This window comes from Pseudomonas sp. ICMP22404 (assembly GCF_006227205.1).
Taxonomy (GTDB): Bacteria; Pseudomonadota; Gammaproteobacteria; order Pseudomonadales; family Pseudomonadaceae; genus Aquipseudomonas.
Window position 1 is genome coordinate 1 of the sequence record NZ_VCNG01000001.1, and the last position, 11917, is coordinate 11917.

The window sequence follows — 11917 nt, forward strand, 5'->3', positions numbered from 1 at the left end:
ACTTGCGCTTTCGATCTCTCGTTAGCGGGAGGCGAATTCTACAGCGTTAGTCGCTGCTGTCAACACCTCTTTTTCACCGCTTTCGACCGAGAAGATCGAACCGTCAACGGGACCAAACAACACGCCCTGCCAACTCCTTCCGGACTTCGATGAACTGAAGCCCTGCGCCACCTTAAATCGTCTAACTCATTGAAACACAAGGAGTTTTCCGTTTCGACTGCGCCGGAAGTGGGGCGAATTATAGAGACTCAGAATCTGCCGTCAACACCTATTTCGCAATCTTATTCAGATTTCAGCGTGATACGTGCAAAAGCCTTCTTACCCGCCTGACATACATGGGTAGAGCCCAACTCATATATATAGGTGCGATCCACAACCTCACCATCTATACGCACCCCGCCCGAACCCAGGAGGTCTCGCGCCACCGCAGCGTTCTTGACCAACCCCGCCTTATTAAGGACGGCAGCGATCGGCATAGCCTCGGTAGCAGACAGCTCGATCTCTGGCAGATCATCTGGAAGCTCGCCATCCTTCATGCGGTTACCCGCCGCACGATGAGCATTGGCCGCAGCTTCTTCACCATGGAAGCGAGCAACGATCTCTTCAGCCAACTTGATCTTGATGTCCCGCGGGTTAGCCCCTGCCTCGACATCTGCGCGGAACGCATTGATCTCATCCATGGAGCGGAAACTCAACAGCTCGAAATAACGCCACATCAACGCGTCAGGAATGGAAACCAGCTTGCCGTACATAACGCCCGGCGCTTCCTGAATGCCAACGTAGTTGCCCAGCGATTTGGACATCTTCTTCACACCATCCAGACCTTCCAGCAACGGCATGGTCAGGATGCACTGAGCTTCCTGCCCATAGCCACGCTGCAGTTCGCGCCCCATCAACAGGTTGAACTTCTGATCCGTACCGCCGAGCTCGACGTCCGCGCGCAACGCGACCGAGTCATAGCCCTGCACAAGCGGGTAGAGAAATTCATGGATAGCGATCGGCTGATTGGTTGTATAGCGCTTATCGAAGTCATCGCGCTCGAGCATGCGAGCCACGGTGTACTGGGAGGTCAGGCGAATGAAATCCGCCGGCCCCATCTGATCCATCCAGGTGGAGTTGAAAGCCACTTCGGTCTTGGCCGGATCAAGAATCTTGAACACCTGCGTCTTGTAGGTCTCGGCATTATCGAGAACCTGTTCGCGGGTCAGCGGTGGACGCGTTGCGCTCTTCCCGCTTGGATCACCGATCATCCCGGTGAAGTCACCGATGAGAAAGATGACCTGATGCCCCAGATCCTGGAACTGGCGCAGCTTGTTAATAAGCACGGTATGACCCAAGTGCAGATCGGGCGCCGTCGGATCGAAACCAGCCTTGATACGCAGCGGCTGCCCGCGCTTGAGCTTCTCGACCAGCTCGGACTCGACCAACAGTTCTTCCGCACCACGTTTGATCAGCGCTAGCTGCTCTTCAACCGACTTCATAACAGACCCGCAAGGCTCAGATTCAAAGGGCCCCAACCATACAAGATCGCGCACCAAATACAAGGTTTGCCCGGCGCGCGGACACCAATCCGCAAGCAGAGCGCGTGCGGGCTTGCTTCGCAGGGGATTTGGTTATATTTTATACAGTTATTTCATCTTCATCATGTCATTCATCTTTTCCAATTCATATTTTCAAAAGTCAAATTACTTATGACCACAGAACCGTCTAAAGCGCCGCCGCTTTACCCAAAGACCCACCTGCTCGCCGCAAGCGGCATCGCAGCCCTCCTTAGCCTGGCGCTCCTGGTGTTCCCTTCCAGCGATGTTGAAGCCAAAAAGACGACTCTGAGTCTTGAACTGGAAAGTCCCGCTGAACAACTGACACAAGAACAAGACGCTGCCGAAGCCGTTCAAGCCACAAACGAACCGGCTGCCTCCCCTTTCGCGCAGATAGACGATAGCGCCGATGACACGACCGAGGCCGCCCAGGCACAACCTCCAGCCGTGGAAGAAAAGAAGGAGCCGGGGCACCGTGAGGTGATCGTAGCCAAAGGCGACACGCTGTCCACCCTCTTCGAAAAGGTTGGCCTGCCCGCCGCATCAGTCCATGAAGTTCTGGCCAGCGACAAACAAGCCAAGCAATTCACTCAGTTGAAACACGGCCAGAAGCTCGAGTTCGAGCTCAACCCCGAGGGACAACTGACCAACCTGCACACCAAGCTGAGCGATCTGGAAAGCATTACCCTGACCAAGAATGACAAGGGTTATGTATTCAACCGCGTGACCGCCAAGCCAACCGTACGTTCGGCATACGTTCATGGCGTGATCAACAGCTCGCTATCGCAATCGGCCGCACGCGCCGGTCTTTCCCACAGCCTGACGATGGACATGGCCAGTGTCTTTGGCTACGACATCGACTTCGCCCAGGATATTCGCCAGGGTGACGAGTTCGATGTCATCTACGAGCAGAAAGTGGTCAATGGAAAGAGCGTCGGCAACGGTCCGATCCTTTCCGCGCGCTTCACCAACCGTGGCAAGACCTACACGGCAGTGCGCTACACCAACAAACAAGGCAACAGCAGCTACTACACCGCCGACGGCAACAGCATGCGCAAGGCCTTCATCCGGACACCGGTTGACTTCGCCCGCATCAGTTCGAAGTTCTCCGCAGGCCGCAAACACCCGATCCTGAACAAGATCCGCGCCCACAAGGGCGTCGACTATGCCGCCCCCCGCGGCACGCCCATCAAGGCCGCCGGTGACGGCAAGGTACTGCTGGCCGGACGTCGTGGCGGTTATGGCAACACGGTGATCATCCAGCACGGCAACACCTATCGCACCTTGTACGGCCACATGCAGGGCTTCGCCAAAGGCGTGACGACTGGCAGCACCGTAAAGCAAGGCCAGGTAATCGGATACATCGGTACCACTGGTCTGTCCACCGGTCCGCACCTGCACTATGAATTCCAGGTCAACGGCGTTCACGTCGACCCACTCGGCCAGAAACTGCCAATGGCCGACCCGATCGCCAAATCCGAACGCGCGCGCTTCCTGGCTCAAAGCCAACCTTTGATGGCTCGTATGGATCAAGAAAAGGCTACGCTGCTGGCCTCGAGCAAACGCTAGGCCATGGCGCTTTATATTGGTGTGATGTCCGGAACCAGCCTGGATGGCCTGGACATCGCACTGGTTGAACTGACCCCGGCGATCAGATTGGTTGCCACGCACTACATTCCCATGCCCGACGCGCTGCGCACCGAGCTGTTTGGCTTGTGCAGCAGCGGGCCCGACGAAATCGCCCGCTCCGCCATTGCCCAGCAGAACTGGGTACGCCTGGCGGCACAAGGCATTCATGTCCTGCTCGACAGTCAGAAGCTCAAGCCGGAGGATGTGAGGGCAATTGGCAGCCATGGTCAGACCATCCGTCACGAGCCAGCACGCGGGTTTACCGTGCAGATTGGCAACCCCGCACTATTGAGCGAGCTGACCGGGATTACCGTCGTCAGCGACTTCCGCAGCCGCGATGTCGCCGCCGGTGGACAAGGCGCGCCGCTGGTTCCCGCATTTCATGAAGCGCTGTTTGAAGGGCAGCTCGGCCACCGTGCCGTGCTGAACGTCGGCGGCTTCAGCAACCTCAGTCTGATAGAACCTGAAAAGTCCGTGGCCGGTTTCGATTGCGGCCCCGGCAACGTATTGCTGGATGCCTGGATTCATCAACAGCGCAATGAGCATTTCGATCGTGACGGCCAGTGGGCAGCGAGCGGCAAGGTAGAGCCGACATTACTCAAGGCCCTGCTCAGCGACCCTTTCTTCCTGACCAAGGGTCCAAAAAGCACCGGGCGGGAAGTATTCAACCTGCCCTGGCTGACCCGGCATCTGTCGCATTTACCCACTTTCGCTGCCGAAGACGTGCAGGCCACGTTGCTCGAACTGACGGCGCTGACCATCGTTGAATCACTGCAAAGTGCCCAACCGCATACTGATGAACTGCTGATCTGCGGCGGCGGTGTGCACAACCACACGCTGATGAAGCGCCTGGCCGATCTCCTGCCGAGCACCAAGGTCAGCAGCACGGCTGTTTACGGCGTAGACCCGGATTGGGTCGAAGCCATGGCCTTCGCGTGGCTCGCGCATTGCTGCCTGGAAAACATTCCTGCAAATCGCCCAAGCGTTACAGGCGCATGCGGCTTGCGTGTACTCGGTGCTATCTACCCCGCTTGATCTCGCCTGCTTGAACGCTGGACAGCAAAACGCCGCAGGGCCCACTAGGCACTGCGGCGTTTTGCTGAAGCGGTCCGCGGCGATCAGATCGAGAACGAAGAACCGCAGCCACAAGTGGTGGTAGCGTTAGGGTTCTTGATCACGAAACGTGAACCTTCCAGACCTTCCTGGTAGTCCACCTCGGCACCGGCCAGGTACTGGAAACTCATGGGATCGACCACCAGACTGACGCCTTCGCGCTCGACAATGGTGTCATCTTCGGCCACTTCTTCATCGAACGTGAAGCCGTACTGAAAACCCGAACAACCGCCGCCCGTCACGAAGACGCGCAGCTTCAAACGATCATTTCCCTCTTCATCGACGAGGCTCTTCACCTTGTGCGCGGCACCGTGGGTGAATTGCAAAGCCGTGGGAGTGAAGGTTTCGACGCTCATGCTGAATATCTCCCGGCGCTGACGCCGCCATAATGCCTAATGGCAGGCATTATCCGCTTCTCCTAGAAAATCGGTCAACTATTAGAAGAGCAGCGGCAAGCCTGAAGCTTGCCGCCCAAGACCGCTGTTAAGGCAACATCCCCGCATGGGACAAGCCCAGCCGCTCATCCAGGCCGAACAGAATGTTCAGGTTCTGCACCGCCTGACCGGACGCGCCCTTGACCAGGTTATCAATGACCGACAACACCACGACCAGATCGCCATCCTGTGGACGATGCACCGCAATCCGGCAGACATTCGCGCCCCGCACACTGCGCGTTTCCGGGTGGCTACCTGCAGGCATCACGTCGACGAACGGTTCGTCGGCATAACGCTTCTCGAACAGCGCTTGCAGGTCCACAGAGCGGTCTACAACAGTTGCATACAGTGTGGAGTGGATGCCGCGGATCATTGGCGTCAGGTGCGGCACGAACGTCAGGCCGACATCCTTGCCCGCCGCCCGGCGCAGGCCCTGGCGAATTTCAGGCAGATGACGGTGACCTTTGACGGCGTACGCTTTCAGGCTCTCCGAAGTCTCGGAATACAACGAACCGACGCTGGCACCACGACCGGCGCCACTGACACCGGACTTGCAGTCGGCGATCAGACGCGAGGTATCGGCAAGGCCCGCCTCGAGCAGCGGCAGAAAGCCCAACTGCGTGGCAGTCGGATAGCAACCCGGTACCGCGATCAGCCGTGCCTGCCGGATTTTTTCGCGATTGACTTCCGGCAACCCATAGACCGCTTCGTCCAACAGATCCGGGGCGCCATGGGGCTGTCCGTACCACTTGGCCCACTCATCCGCGTCCTGCAGGCGGAAGTCCGCCGAGAGATCGATGACCTTGGTCCCGGCGGCCAGCAGCTCACCCGCCAGGGCGTGGGCGACACCATGCGGCGTAGCGAAGAACACCACATCGCAGGCGCCCAGGGTCTTGATGTCCGGAACGCTGAACGCCAGGCCATCGTAATGGCCTCGCAGGTTCGGATACATGTCGGCAACAGCCAGACCGGCCTCGGATCGGGAGGTAATGACCACCACCTCAACTTGCGGATGCTGCGCCAACAGACGCAGCAGTTCGACACCGGTGTAACCCGTGCCGCCGACGATACCGACCTTGACCATAAACCTGCCCTCAACGAACCCACTGGAAAGCCGTCGATAATAGGGGCCGCGCAGCCTGCCGACAACCGCCAAGGTGACGTGTGGGCGCATGAATGACTACTATCGAACGACCGTAAAATTGGGAATCGCCAAAAATGCTCTATCTGTGGCTCAAAGCACTTCACATTGTCAGTATGGTCTGCTGGTTCGCCGGCCTGTTCTATCTGCCTCGCCTGTTCGTCTATCACGCTCAAAGCGAGGACAGTGTCAGCAAGGAACGTTTCAGCGTCATGGAGCGCAAGTTGTATCGCGGCATCATGGGGCCGGCGATGATTGCCACCCTGGTGTTTGGCATCTGGCTGCTCAGTCTCAACGCCGGCGCCTACTTCAGCCAAGGTGGCTGGATGCACGCAAAGCTGACCCTCGTGGTGTTGCTGATCGGTTATCACCACATGTGCGGAGCCCAGGTAAAACGCTTCGCTCGTGGTGAAAATACCCGCAGTCATGTCTTTTATCGCTGGTTCAATGAGGTGCCGGTACTGATATTGCTGGCTATCGTCATCCTGGTCGTCGTCCGACCGTTCTGACTTCCTATCGGCACTCTTCATCCGGGGTACTTCCCATGTCGCTACCCGCTCTGCTTGAACAACGTTTGCGCCTGCCCGTCGTGGCGGCACCGATGTTCCTGATCTCCAATCCACAGCTGGTGCTGGCTTGCTGTCGTAATGGCATCGTCGGCAGTTTCCCCGCACTGAACCAGCGCGAAAGCAGCGGTTTCAAGACTTGGCTGGAAGAAATCGAAGCGGGCCTGGCAAGCATGGAGGACCCTGCGCCCTATGCCGTCAACCTGATCGTCCACCAAAGCAATCCAAGGCTTCAGGCCGACCTGGCCATCTGCATCGAGCACAAGGTGCCGATCGTCATCACCAGCCTTGGCGCAGTCAAGGAACTGGTCGACGCCGTCCATAGCTATGGAGGCCTGGTCTTTCACGACGTGACCACACGTCGTCATGCCGAGAAAGCCGCCGAAGCCGGTGTCGACGGCCTGATCGCCGTTGCCGCCGGTGCGGGTGGACATGCGGGGACCTGGAGCCCTTTTTCGCTGATCGCCGAAATCCGGCAATTCTTCGACAAGACCGTGCTGCTTGCGGGGTGTCTGAATCACGGCCATCAGATCCTCGCGGCACAAATACTCGGCGCGGATCTGGCCTACCTGGGAACACGCTTTATCGGCACGACTGAAAGTCACGCGCCTGACGCTTATAAAGAGATGTTGCTCACATCCCGAGCCGCAGACATCGTGCATACTCCTGCCGTGTCCGGTGTACCGGCCAGCTTCATGCGCCAAAGCCTGGAAAACGCAGGCTTTGACCTGGCCGCCCTGCAAGGCAAAAGTGACGCGGCTTCCGGTTCGAAGCTCAAACCATTGAGCGATGAAGCCAAAGCCTGGAAAACCGTCTGGTCCGCAGGTCAGGGCGTTGGGGAAATCAGTGATTTGCCCAGCGTCGACCAGCTGGTTGCGCGCCTGGATGAAGAATACCGTGAGGCCCAGGCCCGAGCGGTACAGCTTGGCGGCCGATGGCCCCGCTGAAACCTGCCTGATCTAACAAATATCAAACTTTCAATGACAAGGATGCCCGTCATGAGCGAAACCCGTTTCAACATCGTATTCGACGGAACCCTACTGCCGGGCGTCGATGCGGCCACCGCCAAACTCAACCTCGCCAACCTGTTCAAGAGCGACATCAGCGCCATCGAGCGTCTGTTCGGCGGACACAAGGTGGCCCTGAAAAGCAACCTGTCCCAAAACGAGGCGCAGAAGTATCTGGAGGCCCTCAACCAGAGCGGGATTGATGCGCGCATCGAAGCCGAGCCTGCCCTCCAGCTGAATCTCGACGAAGTGCAGCACTCGTCACCGGCCACGAGCGGGCGTCACCCCGAATCGCTCATCGAACCGGCCTCCCCGTACGCACCACCCCGGGCCCATGTCGGTGACGCCGTTGCCGAATACGCCACGCTCAAGCCGTTCAGCTTCGATGGGCGCATCGGACGCCTGCGATACCTGGCCTGGACCATGGCCCTGACCCTGGTCATGATGCTAGTGGTTGGCGTGGCCTTCGCACTCGGGGCGGCATGGATTTTCACCTCGGGCTCGATAGCAGCAATGATCGTCGGCGGTTTGCTGGCAGCGGTCGTTTTTCTCGGCTTTGCCTACGTCAGCATCCAGTTCAACGTCCAGCGCCTGCATGACCTTGGCTGGTCCGGCTGGCTGTGGCTGTTGAACCTCATCCCATTCGTGGGCAGCGTCTTTCCGTTTGTGCTCATTTTCGCCCCCGGCAATGAGGGCGCCAATCGCTATGGCCCTCCTCCGCCGCGTAACAACACCGGGGTCAAGGTACTTGCGTCGCTCTGGCTCGTCATGATCGTACTGATCATCTTCGCGACCGTGGCTGGCGTCTTCAGTGCCATCGAAGAGGATTACGGCACCAGCTCGCTGAGCAGCTACGAAAGCAGTGAATCCACAGATGAAGATGCTGCGGAACCTGCCGAAGAACCTGCCGAGGCAGAGGCACCTTCTGTAGACTCCGAGGAACAGTAAGCGCCCCTCGTTCCTATGACAGTCAAGTCCACTGGCGACGGGCCATTGCGATGGAGAACTGCATGACCCGTTACGCCCTGATCACTGGCGCCTCCAGTGGCATTGGCCTGGCCATGGCCGAAGCTTTGGCCCGGCGCGGCCGCAATCTGCTGCTGGTGGCCCGACAACGTGATCGGTTGGAAAGCATTGCGATAGAACTGACCCAGCGGTTTGGCGTGGAGGTACTTTTCCGGGCATGCGACCTGGGGGAGCCGCTACGGCTTTCAGGTTTCCTGCTGGAGCTGGAGGAAAGCGAGCGCCAGATCGATCTGCTGGTCAATTGCGCGGGTATCGGTACCTGTGGCCCGTTCCTGGGCCAGGACTGGATGACCGAGCAGGACCTGATCGAAGTCAACATTCTCGCCCTGACACGCCTCTGTCACGCCGTTGGCAATAGCATGGCACTGCATGGCGGCGGGCAGATCCTGAACGTGGCCTCGATTGCAGCTTTCCAGCCGGGCCCCTGGATGAGCACCTATTACGCCAGCAAGGCCTATGTGCTGCACTTCTCCGAAGCCCTGCGAGTCGAGCTGAAGAAATGCGCGATCAAGGTGTCAGTCCTTTGCCCAGGTCCGACTCAGACCGGCTTCTTCGCCAAGGCACATCTCGACGAACAGAAACTAAAGCACGGTAACCTGCTGATGAGCCCGGAAGAAGTAGCGTTGTATGCCGTGCGCGCGCTCGACAGAAACCGAGCGATCATCATTCCCGGACGCCGCAATCGCTGGCTCGCCATGCTCCCGCGGCTAGGCTCGCGATGGATGGTGCGAAGCATCGCCGGCTTGATCAACAAGGCGTACTGCCCACGCTGAATGAAATTTGAATGGAAACCCGGGCTCAGCCACCGAACCTTCAGTACACTCGACTTCCACAACCAAAGGGAGAACAGCTGTGGATACTTTGTTTACCAAGATCATCAACCGGGAAATCCCGGCGAAGATCATCTACGAGGATGACCAGGTCCTGGCATTCCACGACATCGCCCCACAGGCGCCAGTGCATTTCCTGGTCATTCCGAAAAAGCCGATTCGCACCCTCAATGACCTGACCGAGGAAGACAAGGCGCTGGCCGGACATATCCTGTTCACAGCCCAGCGCCTCGCCAAGGAACAGGGCTGCGAGGACGGTTTCCGTGTGGTGATGAACTGCAATGAACTTGGCGGACAGACCGTCTATCACATTCATATGCACGTACTCGGGCAGCGCCAGATGAACTGGCCGCCGGGTTGAGACTCTGACCCAACGCAAATCCTGAGCGGCCAATTGGGTTAAACTGGCCGCCGTGATTTCTTCCGGAGGTAAGCATGACTACCCAACGTCACTACTCGCCGATTGACCGCCTGCTGTTGCAGGCCGATACCGCGATGCGCACGCTGTTGCCCTTCAGTGGTCAACCGTACCGCCCATCCCCGGCCATCGTGCAGCCGGACGCGCAACTGAGTGACGAGCAGACCCGCCATGTTGCCGGACTGATGCGTATCAACCACACCGGCGAGGTCTGTGCCCAGGCGTTGTACCAGGGCCAGGCGCTGACAGCGAAGCTGCCTAAGGTGCGCGAGGCAATGGAGCATGCCGCCGAGGAAGAAGTCGACCACCTGGTCTGGTGCGAACAACGCATTCGCCAACTGGGCAGCCATACCAGCGTGCTGAATCCGCTGTTCTACGGGATGTCATTCGGAATAGGCGCCGTCGCCGGGCTGATCAGCGATAAGGTCAGCCTCGGTTTCGTTGCCGCCACCGAACATCAGGTGTGTAAGCACCTGAATGAACACCTGGAGCAATTGCCGGCGGAGGATGAAAAGTCGCGGGCGATCCTGGAGCAGATGCGCGAAGATGAAGAACACCATGCAGAAAGCGCATTGGAGGCCGGTGGTTTCCGCTTTCCGGCACCGGTGAAATTCGGCATGAGTCTGCTGGCGAAGGTCATGACCAAGAGCACTTATCGGATCTGACAGAAGCATCCCCGTGCTTTCAGAAAACAAAAAAGGCGACTTCCGTCGCCTTTTTTGCATCTGAAATTTCAGCGCGGCATGTTGCGTGCGTAGAAAATTTCCAGCATCTCATGCTTCACACGCTCTTCCACCTGGTCACGCTGTTCAGCAGACAGGTTGCTGGTGGCATCGCCGAACAGGTAGTTGTCCAGTTCAAAGTCCTTGAGCAGCATCTTGGTGTGGAACAGGTTTTCCTGATACACGTTCACGTCGGTCATCTGATACGCGTCACGGGTATCTTCGGACAGGTAGTTCTGAATCGAATTGATCTCGTGATCGATAAAGTGCTTGTGACCTTCCACATCGCGGGTAAAACCACGCACGCGGTAATCCACGGTCACGATATCCGAGTCGAACTGGTGGATCAGGAAATTGAGTGCCTTGAGCGGTGAAATGACGCCACAGGTCGAAACATCAATGTCCACACGGAACGTTGCAATACCGTCTACCGGATGTATTTCCGGGTAGGTGTGCACCGTGATGTGGCTCTTGTCGAGGTGGGCCAGGATAATTTCGGGCAATGGGCCCGGGGACTCTTCGATCTGGCTGTCGGTCGGTGTCACCGGCTCTTCCGAGATCAGAATGGTCACGCTGGCGCCTTGGGGTTCATAGTCCTGACTGGCGATGTTCAGGATGTTGGCACCAATGATATCGACAACTTCCGTGAGGATCTGCGTGAGGCGCTTGGCGTTGTACTCTTTATTGATGTACTCGACGTAGGCCTGCTGGTCTTGCGGGGTTTCCGCATAGCAGATGTCATAGATGTTGAAGCTCAAGGTCTTTGTCAGGTTGTTGAAACCATGGAGCTTGAGTTTGCTTTTCACCGTTTGAAAACTCTCTGTGTATTGCGGCCCGGCCGCGTGATCAAGCATGCCCGTCAGATGCGAACAACGCATCTGCGTAGGACGGTTAACACCTCTTCGCGATGGCGATTTTGGTTGTCTGTCCAGACAAGCGACCGGTCAGAAGACCGGCCACTGCCCTGAAAAAAGTGGCGCATTATGCAGACGTCGGCTTCCGATCGCCAGAGCTTGCACCGCTTTTATGATAGTTGGATGTCGATTCAACCCAATTCGATGATTTCATAATCGTGGGTGATTTCAACACCGGCTGCGCCGAGCATGATCGAAGCCGAGCAATATTTCTCGGCGGACAGCTCGATGGCACGCTTGACCTGGGCTTCCTTCAGGGCCCGGCCCTTTACCACGAAATGCATGTGGATCTTGGTGAACACTTTCGGGTCTTCGGTGGCGCGCTCCGCTTCCAGGAAAGCCTCACAACTTTCGACCGCCTGGCGCGACTTCTTGAGAATGCTGACAACGTCGAAGTTACTGCAACCTCCTACACCCAGCAGAAGCATTTCCATTGGCCGGACACCCAGGTTCCGACCACCGGCTTCCGGCGGGCCGTCCATGACGACCACATGACCGCTGCCCGACTCACCGAGGAACATGGCTTCGCCAGCCCATTGGATGCGTGCCTTCATCGCCAAGACTCCACTGTCTAAAAAA

Annotated in this window: 13 protein-coding genes; 8 read left to right on the top strand and 5 right to left on the bottom strand. The window is 57.9% G+C overall.

What is annotated here, in order from left to right; all coding sequences use genetic code 11:
* Nucleotides 1–281: 281 nt before the first annotated feature.
* Nucleotides 282–1481 carry a tyrosine--tRNA ligase gene (gene tyrS / locus FGE05_RS00005; protein ID WP_139640545.1) on the bottom strand — a complete coding sequence of 400 codons (1200 nt, stop codon included), beginning with the start codon at nucleotides 1479–1481 and terminating at the stop codon, nucleotides 282–284.
* A 210-nt stretch (nucleotides 1482–1691) separates the two neighbouring features.
* On the opposite strand from tyrS, the gene FGE05_RS00015 reads away from it, so the two are divergent.
* Both FGE05_RS00015 and FGE05_RS00020 read left to right on the top strand, forming a co-directional pair.
* Entirely contained in the window at nucleotides 1692–3107 is a 1416-nt protein-coding gene (locus FGE05_RS00015; RefSeq protein ID WP_139640547.1) for a peptidoglycan DD-metalloendopeptidase family protein, read from the top strand.
* A 3-nt stretch (nucleotides 3108–3110) separates the two neighbouring features.
* On the top strand, nucleotides 3111–4202 hold the full coding sequence (locus FGE05_RS00020) for an anhydro-N-acetylmuramic acid kinase (protein WP_139640549.1): 1092 nt from the start codon (nucleotides 3111–3113) through the stop codon (nucleotides 4200–4202).
* Between the two features lie 83 nt (nucleotides 4203–4285).
* Here FGE05_RS00020 and erpA read toward each other — a convergent pair whose 3' ends face one another.
* Both erpA and argC read right to left on the bottom strand, forming a co-directional pair.
* A complete protein-coding gene (gene erpA, locus FGE05_RS00025) occupies nucleotides 4286–4636 on the bottom strand; it encodes an iron-sulfur cluster insertion protein ErpA (RefSeq protein WP_003177727.1) in 351 nt (116 codons plus the stop codon).
* 127 nt (nucleotides 4637–4763) lie between these two features.
* On the bottom strand, nucleotides 4764–5798 hold the full coding sequence (gene argC / locus FGE05_RS00030; protein ID WP_139641633.1) for an N-acetyl-gamma-glutamyl-phosphate reductase: 1035 nt from the start codon (nucleotides 5796–5798) through the stop codon (nucleotides 4764–4766).
* 134 nt (nucleotides 5799–5932) lie between these two features.
* On the opposite strand from argC, the gene hemJ reads away from it, so the two are divergent.
* From hemJ to coq7, 6 genes are all read left to right on the top strand, one after another.
* Nucleotides 5933–6364 (top strand): protoporphyrinogen oxidase HemJ, encoded by a 432-nt coding sequence (gene hemJ, locus FGE05_RS00035; protein WP_139640552.1) that lies wholly within the window; start codon nucleotides 5933–5935, stop codon nucleotides 6362–6364.
* 35 nt (nucleotides 6365–6399) lie between these two features.
* On the top strand, nucleotides 6400–7368 hold the full coding sequence (locus FGE05_RS00040; RefSeq protein WP_139640553.1) for a nitronate monooxygenase family protein: 969 nt from the start codon (nucleotides 6400–6402) through the stop codon (nucleotides 7366–7368).
* 51 nt (nucleotides 7369–7419) lie between these two features.
* A complete protein-coding gene (locus FGE05_RS00045; protein WP_139640555.1) occupies nucleotides 7420–8376 on the top strand; it encodes a DUF805 domain-containing protein in 957 nt (318 codons plus the stop codon).
* Nucleotides 8377–8438: 62 nt separating this feature from the next.
* The gene (locus tag FGE05_RS00050; protein WP_139640557.1) at nucleotides 8439–9227 is read left to right on the top strand and encodes an SDR family oxidoreductase; all 789 of its coding nucleotides are present in this window, start codon (nucleotides 8439–8441) and stop codon (nucleotides 9225–9227) included.
* A 79-nt stretch (nucleotides 9228–9306) separates the two neighbouring features.
* Nucleotides 9307–9645 (top strand): histidine triad nucleotide-binding protein, encoded by a 339-nt coding sequence (locus FGE05_RS00055; RefSeq protein ID WP_139640559.1) that lies wholly within the window; start codon nucleotides 9307–9309, stop codon nucleotides 9643–9645.
* Between the two features lie 74 nt (nucleotides 9646–9719).
* A complete protein-coding gene (coq7, locus tag FGE05_RS00060; protein ID WP_139640561.1) occupies nucleotides 9720–10367 on the top strand; it encodes a 2-polyprenyl-3-methyl-6-methoxy-1,4-benzoquinone monooxygenase in 648 nt (215 codons plus the stop codon).
* 68 nt (nucleotides 10368–10435) lie between these two features.
* Here coq7 and speD read toward each other — a convergent pair whose 3' ends face one another.
* Together speD and FGE05_RS00070 are read right to left on the bottom strand one after the other, a co-directional pair.
* Nucleotides 10436–11230: an adenosylmethionine decarboxylase gene (gene speD / locus FGE05_RS00065; protein WP_024777437.1), complete on the bottom strand. Its 795-nt coding sequence runs from the start codon at nucleotides 11228–11230 to the stop codon at nucleotides 10436–10438.
* 239 nt (nucleotides 11231–11469) lie between these two features.
* Nucleotides 11470–11892 (bottom strand): OsmC family protein, encoded by a 423-nt coding sequence (locus tag FGE05_RS00070; RefSeq protein ID WP_003206127.1) that lies wholly within the window; start codon nucleotides 11890–11892, stop codon nucleotides 11470–11472.
* Between the last annotated feature and the right edge of the window lie 25 nt (nucleotides 11893–11917).